This is a genomic window from Flavobacterium sp. N502536 (assembly GCF_025947345.1).
Classification (GTDB): Bacteria; Bacteroidota; Bacteroidia; order Flavobacteriales; family Flavobacteriaceae; genus Flavobacterium.
Window position 1 is genome coordinate 868,534 of the sequence record NZ_CP110011.1, and the last position, 21,832, is coordinate 890,365.

Below are 21,832 nucleotides of genomic sequence, written 5' to 3' on the forward strand. Positions count from 1 at the left end.
AAAACGGAAAATGCTGCAACTTCACTTCTTTGTGAGGTTATGAAAGCGTCTAAGTCTTTGCGATAAACAACAGACTTCCCAAATCTTACAAATCATTCTCAAAATTGTACAACCCAAAGTAATTGTTAGTTCAGAAATTTGCAGTGTAATACTTAAAGTACAGCAACAATGAGGTAGCACTCTGTTATTTCAGGAATGCTGTGCGGTTGCGAAATCTAAACCTTTAAAAAATGAGCATGAAACTACATACTATTATACTCGCCTTTCTAATTGCCTTTAGTGCAAAAGCGCAAAAAGTGGTTCGTTACGATTTACATGTGCGTGACACTATTGTGAATTTTTCGGGAAAAGAAAAACGAGCGATTGCGGTTAACGGGCAAATTCCGATGCCAACGCTGACTTTTACAGAAGGTGATGTTGCCGAGATTTACGTCCACAACGACTTAAAAAAAGAAAATACGGCCCTGCACTGGCACGGATTGTTCCTTCCGAATAAGGAAGACGGTGTTCCGTATTTAACACAAATGCCTATAAAACCGGGAACCACACACAAATACAGCTTCCCTATTATTCAAAACGGAACGTATTGGTACCACAGCCATTCGGGCTTGCAGGAACAAATTGGTTTGTACGGACTTTTTATCATCAACAAAAAGAAAGACGATAGCACAATTAGAAAAGGAATCGACGATTTGCCAACCGTTCCTGTTATTTTAAGCGAATGGACCGATTTGAAACCGGAAAATGTACAACGAATGCTGCACAATGCCAACGATTGGTTTGCCATCAAAAAAGGAACTACCCAAAGTTATGCGGAGGCTCTTAAACAAGGACAGTTTTCGACGAAAGTAACCAACGAATGGAAACGTATGAATGCTATGGACGTTAGTGACGTTTATTATGAGAAATTTCTAATTAACGGTAAAAACGAACAGCAACTTTCGCAATTTAAAGCAGGCGATAAAGTCAGACTGAGAATTGCCAACGGAGGTGCTTCGAGTTATTTTTGGCTGACCTATGGAGGCGGAAAAATAACGGTCGTGGCCAGTGACGGAAACGATGTCGAACCCGTAGAAGTGGATCGGCTAATTATTGCGGTTTCTGAAACCTATGATGTTGTGGTTACCATTCCGGAAGATAAAAAATCCTTTGCTTTTCTGGCTACAGCCGAAGACCGAACCGGTTCCGCTTCCTTATTTTTAGGCGAAGGAGCCAAACAGTCTGTCGCTCATCTTCCGAAATTAAAATATTTTGAGGGGATGAAAATGATGAACGATATGATGAAAATGAACGGTGAGATGAACGATATGGGTATGAAAATGTCTTTGAATAAGATGGATATGAATGCCGTTATGTATCCTGAAATTACCGGAGGAGGTGAACTTGAAAAGATGGAAGATCATTCCAAGCACAATATGGAAGGCATGAACATGTCTGCCGATACAACGGAAGTTGCCGGAATTACGACACTTAATTACGGGATGCTGAAATCACCAACCCCAACGACACTGCCCAAAGATGCTCCGGTAAAAGAGCTTCGCTTCGAGTTATCCGGAAACATGAACCGCTATGTCTGGAGTTTAGACAATAAAGTAGTTTCTGAAACTGATAAGATCTTAATTAAAAAAGGAGAAAATGTTCGAATTGTATTGTACAACGGATCGATGATGCGTCATCCCATGCATTTACACGGACATGATTTCAGAATTCTGAACGAACATGGTGAATATTCTCCACTAAAGAATGTGATTGACATTATGCCAATGGAGACCGACACGATCGAATTTCAGGCCAATGCTGACGGAGACTGGTTTTTTCATTGTCACATACTGTATCATATGATGGCCGGAATGGGTCGGGTTTTTACTTATGAAAATTCAGCGCCAAATCCGTTAATACACGATCCGAAAATGGCTTATAAGATGTTAAAGATGGACGACCGCATGTTTCATTTTATGGCTGAAAATGATTTTGCCTCCAATGGAAACGACGGAGAAGCGATGTTGGGCAACACCCGTTGGAGCATTGGTACCGAATGGAGATTGGGTTACAACGACAAACACGGTTATGAAACGGAGACACATATTGGCCGTTACATTGGCAAAATGCAATGGTTTATGCCTTTTATCGGTTTCGACTGGCGCTACAGAAGAATGGGAATGGACGAACAGGAACAAAATCTCTTTGGGCAAAAGAATACCAAAGACAATCGTTCGGTGCTGAGTGCCGGTATCGAGTACACCTTACCTATGCTGGTAAAAGCGCAGGTCGAAGTGTATACCGATGGAAATGTGCGAATACAGTTTGAACGAAAAGACATTCCTCTTTCCAGACGTCTGCGCATGAATTTGATGTGGAATACAGACAAGGAATACATGGCGGGACTAAAGTATATCGTCGGAAGAAACTTTGGAGTTACGACACACTACGACAGTGATATGGGTGTTGGCTTTGGGGTAAATTTGAATTATTAAGCAAAAAGACATCTTTAATTCAATCGTAACATACTGATTTAAAAGGCCGAAACACCCCCTTTAAATGTTATTCCGAAAATTAATTTATTACAAAAACATTAACTAAACTGTAAGAGTTAACACCGGAAACTCTTTTTATATTTGAACCATTATCGTCAATTAGAAAACAAAATTATAAAACCATAAATTAAACAAAAATGAAAAAATTATTTACCGTTTTAGCTCTTGCTTTATTTACAATTGGTATTCAGGCACAAGACACTAAGCCAGCTCCTAAAAAAGAAAAAGAGAAAAAAGAATCTTGCTGTAAAAAAACAGATACTGCAAAAAAAGACGATGCAAAAAAAGATAAAAAATCATGTTGCGTTAAAAAATAAACGAAACTTGTTTCAACAAAAAGACCTCAATTACTTGAGGTCTTTTTTATTTCTTAGCACGACCCAACCAAAGGGAACGGACGAAGTAATTGACACAAACTAAATCAGATATTCAGCATTTGACTTAAAATTTTATACTAATTCGGGACAAGAATGCCTGTTTTTAATTCCCTTAACAAAGCTCGAAACATTGTCAGAGGTCCTTATTGTAAACTCCGGATACCTGAGTATTTGGCAAACATAATTTGTGAAATCACTCCATCCGTTCCCTTAGGCCGGATCCTGATGAAAAAACTATTTAATTCGAACGCTCCACTCAAAATCCATTTCAGAAACCTGAGTACCGCTCTCATCTGTTCCAATCGATTTCATCCAGAAGGTTTGCCCCTCGCCTGTTTTGATTGTTCTTTGAATAGCATCGGCTATTAAATGTCCGTCGTTACAAACAAAGGTTATTCTTCCTGTTGCTTTTTTAGTAAAATTCCCCTTATTGTTGGCTACCAGCATCGAAATCTTTTTTCCGCTTTGTTGAATCTGAGAGATCACCAATGCTCCGGTAGTTAGTTCCGCAGCCATTGCCTGAACGGCAAAATACATCGAGTTAAACGGATTTTGGTTGATCCATCGGTGTTTGACGCTTACCACGCATCTGTCTTTGTCGATTGCCTTTACACGCACACCACAAATGTAGGCCGATGGTAGTTTGAATAATACAAATTTATTGAGTTTAGAAACAGATAATGCCATGGTATTTATTTTTTTTATGTAAAAATACAAAAAAACTATGCACGCACAATAAATTCTAAACACTTTCCAGGATTACCAATAAAATCAAGTATTCCGAATGGTTTTCAGTCAATTATAGTGATCTGAAAAATTTTAATCTTGTTAAAATTTTGTTAATGTTTGGTACTATGCAAAACAAGATACTGTCTTTTAGATATATATTTGCATAAGAAATTACTATATACTTTTAATCATGGAAACAACAACACCACTCATCATGGAAACGACCTCAGAAAAGAACACTGCAACGTTCACACATTTAAGTACATTAAGTCAGTACATCATTCCGTTTGGGAATTATATTTTCCCAATATTGATCTGGACGAGTTACAAAGACAAATCAGAATATGTAAATCATCACGGAAAGCAAGCTTTAAATTTTCAATTGAGTCTTTTGCTTTATACGTTAGTTCTGGCTCTGATTGCAATTCCGATTTTCGTTACTGTTTTTTTACAGAACCTTCCAATGGAAGCTGTTTTTAACGACGAAGATTTTATCATCAGAAACTTTGACTTTAATGGAAATATTGCTCTTTTAAGTATTGGAGCAACAGCAGTTTTACTTTTTGGAGTATTAAAATTTGTTGAATTCTTTTTAGTGATTTATGCTTCAATAAAAGCGTCAAACGGAGAATTATACAAGTATCCGTTAACGATTCCTTTTATCAAATAAAGGGTTAAAAGTTAAAAGTTATAGGTTAAGGATTTAGCCCTGATAGAAGTGAAAATCCTTTTGTGCCGGGTTCGGCACAAAAGATTGAAACGGATAGCAGGAAAAAGCTCCTAAAAAAATCAATCATCAATCACCCGAGCCGGAAGGGCAAACCGGCAACTCAATCATCAATCAATCATCATCAATCAAAAAACGAATTGTTCAATCTAAAAAAAACAAAATGAAATTATGAACATTGAAAACACAAAAGCACAGATGCGCAAAGGTGTTCTTGAGTTTTGCATCTTATCGGTACTAAAAGAAAAAGACGCATATACCTCAGAAATACTAGACACTTTAAAAAACGCAAAATTACTAGTTGTTGAGGGAACAGTTTATCCACTTTTGACTAGGCTGAAAAACGACGGTTTGCTTAATTATCGATGGGAAGAATCTACATCAGGACCACCAAGAAAATATTATGGATTAACCGAAATAGGACAAACATTTTTAAACGAACTTAGCGGTACCTGGACAGAATTGTCTGACGCCGTAAAACTAATCACCAATCAAAATCAATAAGTCATGAACAAAACAGTAAATATTAACTTAGGCGGTATGGTTTTTCACATCGATGAAGACGCATATTTAAAACTGACACGCTATTTTGACGCTATAAAACGATCCCTTACCAATTCTTCCGGACAGGACGAAATTATTAAAGATATCGAAATGCGTATTTCTGAATTATTAATTGAGAAACAAAAAAGCGACAAACATGTTGTAGGACTGAAAGACGTTGATGAGGTGATTACCGTTATGGGACAACCTGAAGATTATATCCTTGAAGACGAAGAAAAAACAAGCCAGTCTTTTAGCGACTACGGAGCAAGAAAGCACAAAAAATTGTACCGTGACAAAGAAAAAGGTATGATTGGTGGTGTAGCAACCGGTTTAGGACATTATTTTGGAATTGATGCAGTTTGGATCAAGATTATCTTCTTAATATTTGTTTTCGCAGGTTTTGGAACCGGAATCTTAGCTTACTTTGTTCTTTGGATTGTGACTCCGGAAGCGATTACTACTTCAGAAAAACTGGAAATGACTGGGGAACCGGTTACCATTTCGAACATTGAAAAAAAAGTTCGCGAAGAAATTGAAAACTTATCTGATAAATTCAAAAATGCAGATTATGACGCAATGGGAAACCAGGTAAAGTCGGGAGCTGAGAGAATAAGTAGTTCATTTGGAGACTTTATCATGACGGTTTTTAAAATATTCGCTAAGTTCTTAGGAGTGATTTTAATTATGTCAGGAATCAGTGTTTTGATCATGTTACTGATTGGTGTTTTCACTTTAGGAACGAACGTTTTTGTTGATTTTCCATGGCAAAACTTTGTAGATGCCGGAAACTTCACAGATTATCCGCTTTGGTCATTTGGTTTATTAATGTTCTTTGCTGTTGGAATTCCATTTTTCTTCCTGACTCTTTTAGGTTTCAAATTGTTATCTCCGAACCTGAAGTCTATTGGAAATATTACCAAATATACTTTGTTAGCAATTTGGATTATTGCAGTTGCAATCGCCATCAGCATCGGAATCAAACAGGCAACTGAGCTTTCTTACGACAATAAAATGGTAGAGAAAAAAGCGATCAACATTACAGCAAAAGATACGCTTTACGTAAAATTCAGATACAATGATTATTATGCAAAAGACCTGAACCACCATAGTGATTTCGAATTTGTACAGGACTCAGCCAACAATCAATTGATCTATTCTAACGATGTTCGCTTGCATGTTTTACATACAGATGAGGCTGCACCTTACATTCAAATTGAAAAAACAGCCAGAGGTAACTCGTTTATCAACGCGAAACAGAGAGCAGAAAAAATCAATTACAAGTTTGAGATTAACGGAAATCGTTTAGTTTTGGATAATTATTTTCTGACAGATGTAAAAAACAAATTCAGAGGACAGGAAGTGGATGTATACTTGTACTTACCTGAAGGACAGTTGTTCAAACCAGATGCATCTGTACAGGATTACGACGCTTCTGAAAATGATTTTTTCAACTTACACTTTAGCGGTAACTACAGCTACAAAGTAGAAGGTTCAAAAATTAAATGCCTTGACTGCCCTGCCGAAGAGAATGAGTATGGGGACGAATATGAGGATACAACTGAAGAAAATTACATCGAGAAAGATACCGTAAATGGAGTTTCCATTGAAGTGAACGGAAAAGAAATTTTAAACGCAAAGAAAACCAAAGGAAAATTAACCACTGATAAAAACGGAGTTGTAATCAAAATTAACTAGGCCATGATAAAAATAATCATTCATATTACAAAATTCATTATTGCAGCAGTTACTGCATTATTGTTTGCCTCTTGTAACTTTAATGTGAATACTATTAAAGGAAGCGGAAATGTTACTACTGAAAAAAGAATTGTTCAGGGCAATTTTACGAAAGTATCGGTTAGTACTGCAATCGATCTGATTATTATCCAATCTGATTCTACGGAAATTGTTGTTGAAGCAGATGATAACATCCAACAGGAAATCATAACAAAAGTGGAGAATGGAACTTTATATGTTAAATGCAAACAAGGCTCTTTCCGTGATATTACCAAGAAAAAAGTAACGGTAAAAATGCCTGTTATTGATAAATTAGAATCTTCAAGTGCTGCCACGATTACGAGCAAAGGCCTGATTCAGGGTCAGGATATTAATCTCGAAGCTTCAAGTGCTTCAACATTAAATGTAAATATCGAATCGGATAACATTACTTGTGATTCAGACAGCGGAAGTTCTATTGGACTGGAAGGAAAAGCATTAAAAATGCAGGTCTCAGCTTCAAGCGGCGGTAGTATCAATGCTCATAAATTATTTGCAAATGATATTCATGCAGAAGCTTCAAGCGGAGGAGATATAAATGTTCACCCAATTGTAAACCTGAAAGCAGCGGCCAGCAGCGGCGGAACTATCAATTATGACATCACTCCAAAAACAATTGAAAAAACTGCAAGTTCAGGAGGAACGATTAGTAAGGAATAAACCTTATTTATCTGTTAAATATAAAAAAATCATTCATCGAAAGTGGATGATTTTTTTATATTTGTCAAAATCAAATCTTAGAATTAATGAAAAAAAATACAGCCTTACTCCTATTATTATTGGTTACTACTTTAACTTTTGCACAACGAAGAGAAAAAATAAAAGGTTCTAAAATTGTAACGACCTCCGTAAAAGAAGTTGGTGCATTTGATGGCATTGAAGCTGATGACAATTTAGAAGTATACCTGGAACGAGGTGAGAAAAACGAAATTAGAATCGAAGCCGATGACAACCTGCACGAGATCATCGGAATGGATTTAAGAGAAAAAGTACTTCGCCTGTACACCACCAAAGAGAGTACTATTTTCAAAAAACTAGTGGTTCACGTTATCTATACCAGTTCGTTAAAAACGGCAATCGCTAAAAATGAGGCTGTAATTTATGCGATTCAGGAGCTTCAGTTAGACGACATCACGTTCCACAGCTTTGATTATGCCAAATTATTATTAAACGTAAACTCTAAAAAATTCAGTTTGTTTGCAGATGACAAATCCAAAACAGAACTGAACTTAAAATCGGAAGATGCTACTTTACAGTTGAGCAAAAATTCTTCTATCAAAACATTAGTTTCTGCTATAAAATTCAAATGTGACTTATACCAAAAAACAACTGCCGCTATTGAAGGTATTGCCGAAAAAGCGACTATTCGTTTAGACAATAACTCCGTTTTTACAGGAATTAAATTTACTTTAAAAGAGGCCAATGTTACCACCGAAGGTTCTGCCGTTGCCACGATACTAGCCGAAAACACGCTGGCGATTGCAGCCGGAGACAAATCGGAGATCTCTTTATTTGGGAATCCAAAAATCGACCTTACCCGTTTTAGCGAAGAAGCCAAACTGATCAAAAAAACAAGTCCGGTAAAAGCTAAAGCCGCTACGCCGTTGCAGGGGTAGAGTTTGTGGTTTGGAAAGGTTTCAAGTTTCAGGTTTCAAGTTGGAATGAGGGGAATTGATAAAGCGATAATGAACACCTAACCTACTAATCTCGCAGAAACGCAAAGACGCAAAGTTTTTACTTTTTAAAATATACCGGGCTGACTAACTGGTAAACAAAAAACAAAAAGTCCATTCGCAAAAACGAATGGACTTTTTCTATTTTAAGAGTTCCAACAACTTGAAACTTGAAACTTTCAGACTTGAAACTCTCCTTTGTTCCTTTGCACCTTTGTTCCTTTGCATCTAAAACTTAGAACCTAAGAACCTCAGTCCCTCAGAACCTTTCCTCTACTCCTTCGCAGCAAGATATCTCTCTGCATCCAGGGCAGCCATACATCCGGTACCCGCAGCAGTAATTGCCTGACGGTACACATGATCGGCAGCATCTCCGGCTACGAAAACACCTTCTACATTTGTTTTAGAAGTTCCCGGAACATTTACGATATAACCGGTTTCATCCAATGTGATGTACTCTGAAAAAATATCGGTGTTTGGTTTATGACCAATAGCAACAAAAAATCCGGTTGCCGGGATGTCAAAAACTTCTCCGGTAGTTTTGTTTTTTGCTTTTATCGCATGTACTACGCTGTTGTCTCCTAAAACCTCAACAGTATCGTGATTCATTAAGATCTCGATATTTTCGGTTTTACGAACGCGTTCTTCCATGATTTTTGAAGCTCTGAATTTTTCACTTCTTACCAACATCGTTACTTTTTTACAAAGTTTAGACAAGTAATGTGCTTCCTCACAAGCTGAATCTCCAGCTCCAACAATAACAACTTCCTGATTACGGTAGAAAAACCCGTCACAAACAGCACAAGCCGAAACTCCGCCTCCCATTTGCAAATAATGCTGCTCTGATGGCAAGCCTAAATATTTAGCCGAAGCCCCTGTAGAAATAATAACGGTTTCACAGTGTAACTCGATTGTATCGTTAATCCAAACTTTATGAATATCTCCTGAAAAATCAACTTTTGTAGCCCATCCATCACGAATATCAGCACCAAAACGTTTTGCTTGTTCTTGTAACTGAATCATCATTTCCGGTCCTGTAACACCATCAACATATCCTGGAAAATTTTCCACTTCGTTAGTTGTAGTCAACTGACCACCTGGCTGCATTCCCTGATATAAAACTGGATTCATATTTGCTCTGGCAGCATAAATAGCCGCAGTGTAACCCGCCGGACCAGAACCAATAATAAGGCATTTAATTTTTTCGATTGTATCTGACATAATATGATTGTATTATTAATTAATGGTCACAAAAATAAGTTTTTATTGTCGGAAATAAGAATGGATTGCATTAGTTTTAACTATTCTCTAATAGAGAATTTATTCCCGTCGGGAAATTGAAAATCTTTTCCTGCTTTGTCTCTACAATTAATCGATAAGGTTATTGGAACCGCGTTCACAACGGGAGATTTATTTTGATTAAATACTCCTGCTATTTCAGCCCTTTTCTAAGTTTGAAATCGCTTCGGCTGACAACCAAAAGAACCCGCCTCTTTTAAAATCTGAATTTAATTTTTACTTATATTTGACAGGCTTATTGATCGGGTATTTAAAAACAAAAACACTAGCTATCAATATGAAAACAAAGGGCTATTTTTTGTACTTCGTATGGTGTATGGTCCAGATCGTATCCGGACAGTCTTTGCGATCAGACGAAATTCGCTTTTTAAATTTCACTCCTGTGATCGACGGAAAACCGGATCGCCAACTACTGCATTTGAAGCAAAAGGAATTCCATCACTTTTTTTCGTTCGACAATGTGGGCGCCAGCCGTACGAAGATCACTTATTTAATGGGTTATACTCCCACGCATCTCTATTTGTATATCGAGGCCGCAGCCGACAGTATTACCTATCGGGACAGAGGATTTATCAATGGGGACGGATTTAAATTACTGCTGGCAAAACGGCAAAAAGATTCCCTTACCGACGAGTATTACGATATTGCATTTTCGCCTTCTAAAGACAAAAAATACTGGGCAAGAAAAAGAATCTGGGATTACAACAGAAATCAAAGCCATGGAAAAAAGTTAAGTTCTGAAACCCACTTTGAGGAAGCCTTTTATGACGGGAAAGCCAGATTTGAAATCTTATTGGCATGGAAAGATGTTGAGCCTTACCATCCGTGGTTTTCCAACCAATTGGGATACAACCTTTATTTTGCAAAAGCAATCGCAAACGATGCTGCTACCGGTTATTCGGTTGTTAAAGATGAAGGCATATGGGATGAGGAAATTCCGAAAAGAAACTTCATTCCAATTGTTTTTGAAAAACCCAAAAACAACAATACAGCCGCTCTGATCGCTAAACTTACCCAAAGAAACATCCGCGTTGATGATGCTGTGCAGCTAGATTTGATGACGCTATCAAAAACGGCCGAAAACAGATCTATTGAAATCACGATTCGGGATAATTCTTCCAAAATAGTGCTGGATACCAAAATCAACTGTACTCTTAAAAATAAAATACAGCACAAACTTACTTCCTTTAAATTCCGCAATCCGAAACCGGGTGTTTATCATTTTCTTAGCCGTTCGGGTAAGGATACGATTGGACAGTATGATTTTGTTGTTTTTCCCAAATTTAATTTTGACAGCATCCGTTCGCAAATCACACAGAATCAACATCATTTAGCCTACGGCACCGTAAATACCTTATTGTTCAAAGCAAATGAAGTAGAAAAGCAGCTATTTCAATTAAAGTCTTATGAAACCGGCAAGAAACTATTAGAGCAGTATTTTCTTTTTGAGACGGAGTTGCTCTCTTTTTTAAAAGGAAATGACCCATACAAAGGCATTACAAAACCTTACCGAAGAGCTTTTAAATCAAAATACGACAACAGCTTTCAGCCTTACACGATAAAGCTTCCCCCGGACTATTCTCCTGCAAAAAAATATCCTCTTCTGGTATTTCTTCATGGCAGCGGACAGGACGAACAGACTGTGCTGAATCAGGCCAGAAGCGGAGGTGATTTTATTGAAGTAGCTCCATTTGGCAGAGACCAATACAATTGTTACGATTCCGACAGTTCGCAAAAGGACATTGTGGAAGCCATAGAAGATGTACTCGCACATTTTTCGGCTGACCCAAATAAAATGATCATTGCCGGATTTTCGATGGGAGGTTATGGTGCCTTACGAACCTATTATCAGCATCCTGAACTTTACAAAGGGGTGGCTGTATTTGCAGGCCATCCGGATTTGGCAAACGACTGGCTGGGTTCCGGACATCCGAATTTTCTGGAGGACCAATTTCTTACTCCCTTTTCAAAAATCCCTGTTTTTATTTATCATGGCAGAAAAGACGGAGCTTTGCCGGTTGCCAAAGCAGAAGAATTAATACGTAAACTTAAATCAAACGGAATTCAGGTAACCGAAAGAATAATGAAGGACAAAACCCACGAATATCCTGATGACGAAACGAACCGGATTTATTTTGAGTGGCTGACCAAAATCGCCGAAAAGTAATGCTTCTGATTCAAATAAAATCCGAAAAACTCTGATAACGGCAAGAAAAACAAACCATTGCACAGAAACAAAAAGGTCTCTTTTAAATTGTTTTAAAAGAGACCTTAGCTTGTTGGAATTACTTTTTTCCGTATATTTCAAAAAAAGAATAGTATCTTTTATTGTACCATAATTTTCTCGGTTGATTCTGCTCCATCCTGACGTACTTTCAGGATATAAACTCCTTTTTGCAAACCTTGAATAAGCACTTCTTTATTAGTGGTCTGAACAGAAAAAACCTTTTTACCGGACAGATCAAACAGTTCCACCTCCATTACAACAACCGATCTGGTTTGTATGTATAACCTTCCATGTGGCACAGGATTCGGATAAACTACAAAACCTTCAATTTCAGTATTCACTACTCCCAAACTATTTTTTTCGACTGTTACCGTATACGTTTTTGCTGTACCATCCTGAGCTGTAACTTCTATTGTAACAGCGGTACTGGCCCCGGCAGCTAAATTTATTTCCGGCGAAGGTTTTCCACTAGCCACTGCTGCTCCATTTACTTTAACCGTCGCATTAGCGTCGCTGGTAACCGGCGTTACCGTTATGCTATTCACGTCAGCAGCTACCTTTGCGGTATAAGCTGTCGTTGCGGAGGAAAAAGCAGTACTCAGAGCTCCGGCACTCAAACTTAAATTACTTAAAGTAGCTATATTACTCAGCGTAGTAACTGTTGCGGGATTACTGGTATTTGTTGTGGTTAAATAAACAGGATAGGCAGGGTGGTCTCCGTTTAACTCCACGACCATAACCTGATAGATTTCCCCCGAATCCAGCCCTTTTATTTCTGTTTCATTGGTAGATAAATAATACCCAATAACATACCAACCTGATGCTCCAATTTGATCACCCATACCATAAACAGTGTCCGATAAAAAATACTTATTAGGCAAAACAGGGATATCAGCTGTACCTGCATGCATCAACACCATCCTCCGGTTTCCGTTTCCATTGGTCCACTGCACCCTGGTACCGGTCGCGGTTGTATTGGTAAAAGTAAGATTACTTGCCTGAATCGTTGGTGACGGGTTGAACCTGATAACATCTATCATATATTTTTTTACAGCACCATCCTTGGCTGTAACTTCTATTGTAATTGTAGTAGGATTAGCGGTTTGCAGATTACCAATCACTTGCGAAGGATTTCCACTAGCTACTGCTACTCCATTTACTTTTACTGTCGCATGGCTATCGGTGGTAACCGGTGTTACTGTTATACTACTAACGGCATTAGATACCGTGACCCAATAATCTGTAATTCTGGATGAAAAAACCTTATTCCAAATTCCGTCACTAGTACTCAAATTACTTAAAGTAGCCACATTGTTAGGTATAGTCAGTGCCGCAGGGTTACTGCTGTTTGTTGTTCTTAAATAAAATTTATTATAAGCAATATCATTATAATAATCAAGCACCTGTACCTGGTAGATAGCCCCGAAAGTTAAATCTCCCACACTCACCATATTATTGTCTGCAGCAATAGCGACACAATACCAGCCTGATGTGTCAATTTGACTTCCCGAACCAAAAAAAGGACTAGGCCTGTAATAAACGTTATCGACCGGCATGGCATTGGGGCTGGCAGTTGTTCCTTTGCGCATAAATACTGCCCTATGATTTCCATTTCCTGGTTTCCAACTAATAGTAGCTGTTGTTTCTGTGATATTCGTAAAAACAATATCGGAAGCTTGAATCGTAGGTGCCTGCGCCACCGCCGTTTGAAAAACTGAGAAAAAAGCGATCACATAAACCCAAAAAGGCTTTTTTGTAAAAAAGAAAGTAAAAGTACAAGTCATATTGAAATTATTTTTTGAGTTATTAATTATCTTTCCGACATTTATTATAGGATAATTCCTAATTATAAACGACACGATAAAATAACACAAAAAAAACACTGCACTTTTTCAGAAGTAATAATCGTAACGATAGTATCAATAACTGTAGCTTTGTTTTGAACAAGCGTGGTACTGTTTTAAAAAAAATAAACGCATTGAAACCAAACACAATCACCGTACCTACCCACCGGTTAAAAACGTCGGCTATAATTTAAGTTGAGAGCAAAAAAAAAGTCTTTCCAAAAAATGAAAAGACTTTTGTCGGGGTGGCAGGATTCGAACCTGCGGCCTTCCCGATTCCTATCGGGACGAGATAACCGTTCGAATATTTCATTTAAGTGTAGAGCAAAAAAAAAGTCTCTCCAAAAAATGAAAAGACTTTTGTCGGGGTGGCAGGATTCGAACCTGCGGCCTTCCCGATTCCGATCGGGACGCGATAACCGTTCGAATATTTCATTTAAGTGTAGAGCAAAAAAAAAAGTCTCTCCAAAATATGAAAAGACTTTTGTCGGGTGCCCCGATTCGAACCTGCACACTTCCCGATTCCGATCGGGACGCGATAACCGTTCTGCCTATTTCATTTAAGTTTAAAGCAAAAAAAAGCCTTTTCAAAAAAACGAAAAGCCTTTTGTCGGGGTGCCCCGATTCGAACCTGCGGCCTTCCCGATTCCGATCGGGACGAGATAACCGTTCGAATATTTCATTTAAGTATAGAGCAAAAAAAAAGCCTTTTCAAAAAAATGAAAAGACTTTTGTCGGGGTGGCAGGATTCGAACCTGCGGACTTCCCGATTCCGATCGGGATGCGATAACCGTTCTGGCTATTTCATTTAAGTGTAGAGCAAAAAAAAGTCTTCTCAAAAAAATGAAAAGACTTTTGTCGGGGTGGCAGGATTCGAACCTGCGGACTTCCCGATTCCGATCGGGATGCGATAACCGTTCTGGCTATTTCATTTAAGTGTAGAGCAAAAAAAAAAGTCTTCTCAAAAAAATGAAAAGACTTTTGTCGGGGTGGCAGGATTCGAACCTGCGGCCTTCCCGATTCCGATCGGGACGAAATAACCGTTCTACCTATTTCATTTAAGTGTAGAGCAAAAAAAAAGTCTTCTCAAAAAATGAAAAGACTTTTGTCGGGCTGCCCCGATTCGAACCTGCGGCCTTCCCGATTCCGATCGGGACGCAATAACCGTTCGATATATCATTTAAGTTGACAGCAAAAAAAAAGTCTTTCCAAAAAATGAAAAGACTTTTGTCGGGGTGGCAGGATTCGAACCTGCGGCCTTCCCGATTCCGATCGGGACGCGATAACCGTTCGAATCTATCATTTAAGTTGAGAGCAAAAAAAAAGTCTTTCCAAAAAATGAAAAGACTTTTGTCGGGGTGCCCCGATTCGAACCTGCGGCCTTCCCGATTCCGATCGGGACGAGATAACCGTTCGAATATTTCATTTAAGTGTAGAGCAAAAAAAAAGTCTTTCAAAAAAATGAAAAGACTTTTGTCGGGGTGGCAGGATTCGAACCTGCGGCCTTCCCGATTCCGATCGGGACGCGATAACCGTTCGGATATATCATCTAAATTTAAAGCAAAAAAAAAGTCTTTCCAAAATATGAAAAGACTTTTGTCGGGGTGGCAGGATTCGAACCTGCGGCCTCCTGCTCCCAAAGCAGGCGCGATAACCGGGCTACGCTACACCCCGTAAGCGGGTGCAAAGATAGAACTATTTTTTACTTATCCAACAACAATTTTAAAAATATCAGTTTTTTTTATTTTCAAAATAGCAGCAGAGCTTCCAAAGTCTACTATCGTCTTTTTCTATTAACACGAAAAAAGCTTAAAAGCCCTCATCGTATCAAAATGTTATTATATTTACAAGTTCATAACATTAAACTCGTTTCCCTATGGAAGGTTTTCTTTTAGCCCTGATATTTTGTTTTTTATTTTATATCCTTAATACCATAAAAGGACGTTTTGATCATCTTGAAGAGGATATTCAAAAACTCAGTAAAAAACTTGATTTATTAAAAACAGCTGAAAAAACAACTGAAAATATTTCGGTTGCTCCAATTCCGGTTGTCAAAAAAGAAGATTTTAGGACAATCCCGGAACAATCCAATCCAAATATTCCTGAACCTGTTCAACCCAAAGTGGTCGAGGAAAAAATTCCTATCGCAACGCCAACAGAAGAAATTAAGGAATCAGAACCTGAAAAGCCACTAACTCCCGCAGCAATACAAGCTGCTTCAACAGTAGAAAAAACAACTCCGCAACAGCTTACTCCTGTAGCACCTGAAAAATCATTCTGGGAAAATTTCAAAGAAAAAAATCCGGATCTGGAAAAATTTATCGGAGAGAACTTAATTAATAAAATCGGAATTTTAATTCTCGTTTTAGGAATAAGCTATTTTGTAAAATATGCTATCGACAAAGACTGGATTAACGAACCTGCACGTGTGGGAATTGGTATTTTATCCGGAGCGCTGGTTATGGGAATTGCGCATAAATTGCGTAAAAACTATGCGGCATTCAGCTCTGTTATCGTTGCAGGAGCCATCGCCATTTTTTATTTCACCATTGGAATTGCCTTTCACGATTATCAACTGTTCAATCAAACGGTTGCTTTTAGTATCATGGTAATCATTACAGCTTTTAGCGCCTTAATTTCTTTATCGTATGACAGAATCGAGTTGGCCGTACTTTCGCTTATCGGAGGTTTCGCGGTTCCGTTTATGGTTAGTACCGGCGCAGGAAACTACGTTGTTCTGTTTACTTATATTGCTATTTTGAACATCGGAATTCTGGCTATCGCCTCTTATAAAAAATGGAATCTGGTTAATATTCTCTCTTATATCTTTACTGTCTTATTGTTTGCAGCGTGGCTATCGAAGGATTTAAAATCAGATCAACCACATTACGCCGGAGGTTTCCTCTTTGCATTCCTCTTCTACTTTATCTTTATTTTAATGAATATCATTAACAATATCAGATCAAAAGGCGAATTTTCACGTACCCAACTTACGATCCTCGCGAGCAATACGTTTTTGTTTTATGCCGCCGGAATGGCTATTTTAGCTTCTTATCATAGTGAATTAAGGGGCTTGTTTACCACTGCTTTGGCGTTCTTAAATTTAATCTACGCCTGGTTTTTGTACAAAAAATTCGAACTCGACCAAAAAGCAGCCTACCTGCTTATCGGACTAACCCTTACTTTTGTCACATTAGCGATCCCTATCCAGTTTGAAGGAAATTATATCACGTTATTCTGGGCTACAGAAGCTGTTTTATTGCTGTGGCTGGCACAAAAATCAAAAATAACAAGTTATCGATTTGGTGCAGTAATTGTTCACATCTTAATGATTTTCAGTCTGATCATGGACTGGAATCATTACTACAACAATAATCTGCCTTTAAACATCGTCCTAAATCCAATTTTTATAACGGGTGTTTTTGCTGTGGCTTCTTTGTTTGCCATTTGGTATTTGTTAAAAAATGAAACCGAAGATTCCACCCTCTTCAATATCACTTTCAATCCGGAAACCTACAAGAAATTTATTGCAACTGTGGCTATTACAATAGGCTATTTTACCGGTTTGTTTGAAGTTATTTTTCAATCCAATCAGTATATCGAAAACCTGTACAGTGCGATTGCATTCCCTATTTTATATCACTTATTGTTCTCGGCCATATTTACATCATTTTTGATCCGAAAAAAAACAGAAACAGGATATCAGGGCGCTTTACTAATAGCTCTTTCAAATATTGTTTTATTCACCTTCTGGTTTTCCAATTATCCATTTTTTGAACACAGAGACCTTGTTACTACGGGAACTGGCACATCCATTGCTTTTTATCTTCATTATATTTCGCTGCTTATCACGATTTATTTTGGCTATCAATTGTTTAAAATTTACAAGAAAGTGGATTTCACTTTTCTTCAGAGCCGATATCTCATCTGGGGTGCCGCTTTCTTTGTCCTTTACATTACCAGCTCAGAGGTAATGTTGCATGGTCTTGTTGTAATGAATACTCCCGTTACTCCTCATGATTTGCAGACGACCGTATATACCAATTACAAATCCAATTTGCCTTATCTGCGTGAATTAATAGCAGCTGACTCTATTCAGCTGGCGAGTATCAAAATAATCAAAACCGGATTTCCTATTCTTTGGGGTATTCTGGCTTTTGTATTTTTAATTATCGGAATCAAAAAGCAACAAAAATCTTTACGAATAATCGCTTTATCTTTGCTTGGATTGACCATTTTAAAATTATTTGTATACGATATCAGCAACATTTCCGAAACCGGAAAAATCATATCATTTATCCTTCTGGGAATATTAATTTTAATTATCTCTTTTGTATATCAAAAAATCAAAGTGTTAGTTATTGACGAAAACAAGCCAAAAGACACCAATGAAACTAAATAAATTTATCTTACTCCTAATTTTTGCCAACCTTTCTTTCGGGCAATATCAGACTACCGGAAAAATAAAACCCATTTCAGAGCAAGGTTTCCACGAAATTATTTTATCTCCGGAAATTCGATCTTATTCGAAACAAGATCTTAGCGATATCCGATTATTTGATTCAAAAGGGAATGAGATTCCGTATTTTATCCAGACGCCTAAAAACATCAGTTTAAACACTTTTGAAACGTATACAATTGTCTCCAAAACAACTATTCCTAAAAAAAGTACGACTGTTATCATTGCAATTCCGCCGAATAAAAAACACCATGAGATTTCACTTTTTATTGCAAATTCTGATGCTGAAAAAAAATACACGGTTTCGGGAAGTGATGATCAAAAAGAATGGTTTGGAATTTCCAATACCCGAATTTTAGACGACCTGAACAGTACGTCGGAAACCAGTGTTGCCAAAACCATATCCTATCCTTTAAATACCTATCATTACCTAAAAATTGATTTCGACGATCAAAAAACGCTACCGGTTAACATCTTAAAAGCAGGCAATTTCACCAATCAAATTCAGAGAAATGCTTTACAGGAAATAAGCTCCGGCAAATCAAATACAACAGAAAACCATTCGAAAAAAGAAACACAAATTCAGACACTTTTTGATGCTCCGCAAATCATCAACCAAATTTCGTTTGAAATTGCAAAACCTGCTTACTACAACCGTAAAGCTGTTTTATACAAAAAAGTAAAAAGACAGTTAAAACGAAAATCAATAACCACGGAAGAGGAAATCGCAACTTTCGAATTAAATTCAAATGTAAAAAACACTTTTACAATCCCCGAAATATTCGAAAAAGAGCTTTTTATAAAAATAGAAAACAACGACAATCAGCCTCTCTCGATTTTAAAAGTGAAGTTCAGTCAGAACCCGCTTTCGATGGTTGCCGAGTTAAGTTCAATGGAAAATTATGTTCTTAAAACCGGAAACAAATCGATGACTGCTCCGGAATATGATCTTTCTGCTTTTAAAAATAGTATTGCTTCCAATTTACCACAAACGGCTGTGTACGATATTCAGCAAAAAGCTACCCTAAAAAAACAAAGCGAAAACAAATCTTTCTGGCAACAATCCTGGTTTATGTGGCTTTGTATTTTGTTTGGAGGTGCTATCCTTTTATTTTTTACAACCAGCCTTGTAAAAGATTTAAAACAGAAAAATGGGCAGTAAACTTTTCCCGATTTTTAATTCTATTTTTCTGACTAAAGCAGAATTCTGTTCCTTTTTTACCAAAAGAAAGCAAAAAATAGCGCGAAATTTCGCTCCTGCTTTTTCATTATCGTTAAAATAAAATCCAGAAAACACGCACCATACAACGATTAGCCGAAGTTTCTTAAATGTTAACAAAATAGATTTTCAGAAACCATAAATAATTGTATTTTTACGGTTCAAAATTCAGAAAATAAATGGGCAAAATCATTGCGATTGCTAATCAAAAAGGAGGCGTTGGAAAGACTACTACATCTGTAAATCTTGCTGCCTCATTAGGTGTTTTAGAGAAAAAAGTATTATTGATCGATGCCGATCCACAAGCCAATGCTACATCTGGCCTTGGGATTGACGTAGAGTCAGTTGAAGCCGGAACGTACCAAATCCTGGAACACAGTATAACACCAAAAGAAGCCGTTTTAAAATGTACAGCTCCAAATGTTGATGTGATACCTGCACACATTGACCTTGTTGCCATCGAAATCGAATTGGTTGATAAAGAAAACAGAGAGTACATGCTTAAAAAAGCATTGGAAAGTGTGAGAGACGAATATGACTATATCATTATCGACTGTGCACCTTCTCTTGGTTTATTAACCCTGAATGCTTTAACAGCGGCTGACTCAGTAGTTATTCCAATTCAATGTGAATATTTTGCACTTGAAGGATTAGGAAAATTATTGAACACCATAAAAAGTATTCAAAAAATACACAACCCAGATCTTGACATTGAAGGATTGTTACTAACCATGTACGATTCGAGACTGCGTTTGTCTAACCAGGTGGTAGAAGAGGTTCAAAAACACTTTAACGATATGGTTTTTGACACCGTTATTCAGCGAAATGTAAAATTAAGCGAAGCACCAAGTTTTGGAGAAAGCATCATTAATTATGACGCAACCAGTAAAGGAGCCGTTAATTACATCAATTTAGCTCAGGAGATTATAAAGAAAAACAGCAAATAGTTTTTATGACAAAAGCAATTAAAAAACAAGCCTTAGGAAGAGGATTATCAGCGTTATTAAAAGATCCGGAAAACGACATTACATCAGTAGAAGACAAAAATGCTGACAAGGTTGTTGGAAATATCATTGAGCTTGAAATAAGTGCTATCGAAATAAATCCGTTTCAGCCCAGAAGCAATTTTAATGAAGAGTCGTTACGTGAATTAGCCACTTCTATTAGAGAGCTTGGCGTAATTCAGCCTATTACTGTTCGTAAATTAGATTTTAACAAATACCAGCTAATTTCGGGAGAGCGTCGTTTGCGCGCTTCGACTTTAGTAGGTTTAACGCATGTTCCGGCCTATATTCGTATTGCCAATGACAACGAATCATTGGTTATGGCTTTGGTTGAAAACATTCAGCGTCATGACTTAGATCCAATTGAGATCGCACTTTCATACCAGCGTCTGATTGACGAAATTCAACTTACACAGGAGCAAATGAGCGAGCGTGTGGGAAAAAAACGTTCTACTATTGCCAATTATTTACGTCTTTTAAAACTGGATCCGATCATTCAAACCGGTATCCGTGATGGTTTTATCAGTATGGGGCACGGTAGAGCGATCATTAATATTGAAGACTTAGATGTTCAGACGGATATCTACCAAAAAATAGTAAGTCAGAACTTATCTGTTCGTGAAACCGAAACTTTGGTAAAAAATTACCACGAAAGTTTAAAACCAAGACCGGAAGGAAAACCTAAAGCGGATTCTTCTTTTATGGTTAGAGAGACACAGAAAAACAGCTTCAACGATTATTTTGGTTCGAAAGTTGATATAAAAGTAGCCGGTAACGGTAAAGGAAAAATCACCATTCCTTTTGATTCGGAAGCCGACTTTAACAGAATAATAAAATTAATAAACGGATAGTGAATAAAATTGTCCCCATAAGTCTATTGTTCTTTCTCATAGGAACCGTTTCTCTTTTTGCCCAGGTAAAAAAAGACACGGTTTTGGTTGTTAAAGACACTAGCAAATTGCAGGAAATCGATCCGCTTACGCCTGCAAAAGCAGCGTTCTACTCGGCGATTTTACCTGGTTTAGGTCAGGCTTACAATAAAAAATACTGGAAAATTCCTTTAGTTTACGGAGCGATCGGTACGAGTTTATACTTCTATCTCGACAATAATAAAAAATACAACAATTATCGCGACGCCTACAAACGAAGACTGGAAGGCTTCAATGACGATAACTACAAATTTCTGGACGACAGCAGACTTATTGCGGGTCAGAAATTCTATCAGCGAAACAGGGATTTATCACTATTGTTTGTAGTTGGTTTTTATGCCCTGAACATCATTGATGCCAATGTTGACGCTGCATTGATTCAGTTTAACGTAAACGAAAGATTATCCTTGCGTCCGGAAATTTATCCCGACACTGTAACTTTCAAACCAAACGTTGGACTAACTTTTAATTACCACTTTTAAATAACTTCTG

16 protein-coding genes and 3 tRNA genes are annotated in these 21,832 nt (G+C 37.5%); 13 read left to right on the forward strand and 6 right to left on the reverse strand.

Features of this window, described 5'->3' with window-relative positions; translation table 11 throughout:
• Positions 1-236: 236 nt before the first annotated feature.
• A complete protein-coding gene (locus tag OLM61_RS03930) occupies positions 237-2,474 on the forward strand; it encodes a multicopper oxidase family protein (protein ID WP_264526357.1) in 2,238 nt (745 codons plus the stop codon).
• Between the two features lie 197 nt (positions 2,475-2,671).
• On the forward strand, positions 2,672-2,851 hold the full coding sequence (locus OLM61_RS03935; RefSeq protein ID WP_263361872.1) for a hypothetical protein: 180 nt from the start codon (positions 2,672-2,674) through the stop codon (positions 2,849-2,851).
• 294 nt (positions 2,852-3,145) lie between these two features.
• Here the strand turns inward: OLM61_RS03935 and OLM61_RS03940 are convergent, their stop codons facing one another.
• Entirely contained in the window at positions 3,146-3,598 is a 453-nt protein-coding gene (locus tag OLM61_RS03940; RefSeq protein WP_264525187.1) for a DUF4442 domain-containing protein, read from the reverse strand.
• A 232-nt stretch (positions 3,599-3,830) separates the two neighbouring features.
• Here OLM61_RS03940 and OLM61_RS03945 point away from each other — a divergent pair, with 232 nt between their 5' ends.
• The 5 genes from OLM61_RS03945 (at position 3,831) to OLM61_RS03965 (ending at position 8,302) form a co-directional block, all read left to right on the forward strand.
• Entirely contained in the window at positions 3,831-4,310 is a 480-nt protein-coding gene (locus OLM61_RS03945) for a DUF4870 domain-containing protein (protein WP_264525188.1), read from the forward strand.
• A gap of 228 nt (positions 4,311-4,538) precedes the next feature.
• On the forward strand, positions 4,539-4,871 hold the full coding sequence (locus OLM61_RS03950; protein ID WP_017498072.1) for a PadR family transcriptional regulator: 333 nt from the start codon (positions 4,539-4,541) through the stop codon (positions 4,869-4,871).
• A gap of 3 nt (positions 4,872-4,874) precedes the next feature.
• Positions 4,875-6,608, forward strand: a complete 1,734-nt coding sequence (locus OLM61_RS03955) for a PspC domain-containing protein (protein WP_264525189.1) — start codon at positions 4,875-4,877, stop codon at positions 6,606-6,608.
• Between the two features lie 3 nt (positions 6,609-6,611).
• A complete protein-coding gene (locus OLM61_RS03960; RefSeq protein WP_264525190.1) occupies positions 6,612-7,346 on the forward strand; it encodes a head GIN domain-containing protein in 735 nt (244 codons plus the stop codon).
• Between the two features lie 86 nt (positions 7,347-7,432).
• Complete coding sequence (locus tag OLM61_RS03965) at positions 7,433-8,302, forward strand: DUF2807 domain-containing protein (protein ID WP_264525191.1); 870 nt, start codon at positions 7,433-7,435, stop codon at positions 8,300-8,302.
• 330 nt (positions 8,303-8,632) lie between these two features.
• Here the strand turns inward: OLM61_RS03965 and trxB are convergent, their stop codons facing one another.
• Complete coding sequence (trxB, locus tag OLM61_RS03970; protein ID WP_264525192.1) at positions 8,633-9,580, reverse strand: thioredoxin-disulfide reductase; 948 nt, start codon at positions 9,578-9,580, stop codon at positions 8,633-8,635.
• 355 nt (positions 9,581-9,935) lie between these two features.
• On the opposite strand from trxB, the gene OLM61_RS03975 reads away from it, so the two are divergent.
• Positions 9,936-11,825 (forward strand): alpha/beta hydrolase-fold protein, encoded by a 1,890-nt coding sequence (locus tag OLM61_RS03975; protein ID WP_264525193.1) that lies wholly within the window; start codon positions 9,936-9,938, stop codon positions 11,823-11,825.
• Between the two features lie 158 nt (positions 11,826-11,983).
• On the opposite strand, the gene OLM61_RS03980 is transcribed toward OLM61_RS03975, so the two are convergent.
• The 4 genes from OLM61_RS03980 to OLM61_RS03995 form a co-directional block, all read right to left on the reverse strand.
• Positions 11,984-13,669: a cadherin-like beta sandwich domain-containing protein gene (locus tag OLM61_RS03980; protein ID WP_264525194.1), complete on the reverse strand. Its 1,686-nt coding sequence runs from the start codon at positions 13,667-13,669 to the stop codon at positions 11,984-11,986.
• Between the two features lie 801 nt (positions 13,670-14,470).
• Positions 14,471-14,530 (reverse strand) — tRNA-Pro (locus tag OLM61_RS03985).
• A 64-nt stretch (positions 14,531-14,594) separates the two neighbouring features.
• Positions 14,595-14,654: transfer RNA gene (locus tag OLM61_RS03990), tRNA-Pro, on the reverse strand.
• 674 nt (positions 14,655-15,328) lie between these two features.
• A tRNA-Pro gene (locus OLM61_RS03995) sits at positions 15,329-15,403 on the reverse strand.
• Positions 15,404-15,605: 202 nt separating this feature from the next.
• Between OLM61_RS03995 and OLM61_RS04000 the strand changes: the two genes are divergently transcribed.
• The 5 genes from OLM61_RS04000 (at position 15,606) to OLM61_RS04020 (ending at position 21,822) form a co-directional block, all read left to right on the forward strand.
• Positions 15,606-18,131: a DUF2339 domain-containing protein gene (locus OLM61_RS04000; RefSeq protein ID WP_264525195.1), complete on the forward strand. Its 2,526-nt coding sequence runs from the start codon at positions 15,606-15,608 to the stop codon at positions 18,129-18,131.
• A complete protein-coding gene (locus tag OLM61_RS04005; RefSeq protein ID WP_264525196.1) occupies positions 18,118-19,350 on the forward strand; it encodes a hypothetical protein in 1,233 nt (410 codons plus the stop codon). The genes OLM61_RS04000 and OLM61_RS04005 overlap by 14 nt, the downstream gene beginning before the upstream one ends.
• Positions 19,351-19,586: 236 nt before the next feature.
• The gene (locus OLM61_RS04010; protein ID WP_173964366.1) at positions 19,587-20,354 is read left to right on the forward strand and encodes a ParA family protein; all 768 of its coding nucleotides are present in this window, start codon (positions 19,587-19,589) and stop codon (positions 20,352-20,354) included.
• A gap of 5 nt (positions 20,355-20,359) precedes the next feature.
• Positions 20,360-21,262: a ParB/RepB/Spo0J family partition protein gene (locus tag OLM61_RS04015; protein WP_264525197.1), complete on the forward strand. Its 903-nt coding sequence runs from the start codon at positions 20,360-20,362 to the stop codon at positions 21,260-21,262.
• On the forward strand, positions 21,262-21,822 hold the full coding sequence (locus OLM61_RS04020; RefSeq protein ID WP_264525198.1) for a DUF5683 domain-containing protein: 561 nt from the start codon (positions 21,262-21,264) through the stop codon (positions 21,820-21,822). The genes OLM61_RS04015 and OLM61_RS04020 overlap by 1 nt, the downstream gene beginning before the upstream one ends.
• The last annotated feature ends 10 nt before the right edge of the window (positions 21,823-21,832 follow it).

Coding starts and splice junctions, on each gene's coding strand:
- trxB (WP_264525192.1), bottom strand. CDS start 9,580: ATGTCAGATACAATCGAAAAAATTAAATGCCTTATTATTGGTTCTGGT.
- OLM61_RS04005 (WP_264525196.1), top strand. CDS start 18,118: ATGAAACTAAATAAATTTATCTTACTCCTAATTTTTGCCAACCTTTCT.
- OLM61_RS03980 (WP_264525194.1), bottom strand. CDS start 13,669: ATGACTTGTACTTTTACTTTCTTTTTTACAAAAAAGCCTTTTTGGGTT.
- OLM61_RS03960 (WP_264525190.1), top strand. CDS start 6,612: ATGATAAAAATAATCATTCATATTACAAAATTCATTATTGCAGCAGTT.
- OLM61_RS04000 (WP_264525195.1), top strand. CDS start 15,606: ATGGAAGGTTTTCTTTTAGCCCTGATATTTTGTTTTTTATTTTATATC.
- OLM61_RS03935 (WP_263361872.1), top strand. CDS start 2,672: ATGAAAAAATTATTTACCGTTTTAGCTCTTGCTTTATTTACAATTGGT.
- OLM61_RS03975 (WP_264525193.1), top strand. CDS start 9,936: ATGAAAACAAAGGGCTATTTTTTGTACTTCGTATGGTGTATGGTCCAG.
- OLM61_RS04010 (WP_173964366.1), top strand. CDS start 19,587: ATGGGCAAAATCATTGCGATTGCTAATCAAAAAGGAGGCGTTGGAAAG.
- OLM61_RS04015 (WP_264525197.1), top strand. CDS start 20,360: ATGACAAAAGCAATTAAAAAACAAGCCTTAGGAAGAGGATTATCAGCG.
- OLM61_RS03930 (WP_264526357.1), top strand. CDS start 237: ATGAAACTACATACTATTATACTCGCCTTTCTAATTGCCTTTAGTGCA.
- OLM61_RS03940 (WP_264525187.1), bottom strand. CDS start 3,598: ATGGCATTATCTGTTTCTAAACTCAATAAATTTGTATTATTCAAACTA.
- OLM61_RS03965 (WP_264525191.1), top strand. CDS start 7,433: ATGAAAAAAAATACAGCCTTACTCCTATTATTATTGGTTACTACTTTA.
- OLM61_RS03950 (WP_017498072.1), top strand. CDS start 4,539: ATGAACATTGAAAACACAAAAGCACAGATGCGCAAAGGTGTTCTTGAG.
- OLM61_RS03945 (WP_264525188.1), top strand. CDS start 3,831: ATGGAAACAACAACACCACTCATCATGGAAACGACCTCAGAAAAGAAC.
- OLM61_RS03955 (WP_264525189.1), top strand. CDS start 4,875: ATGAACAAAACAGTAAATATTAACTTAGGCGGTATGGTTTTTCACATC.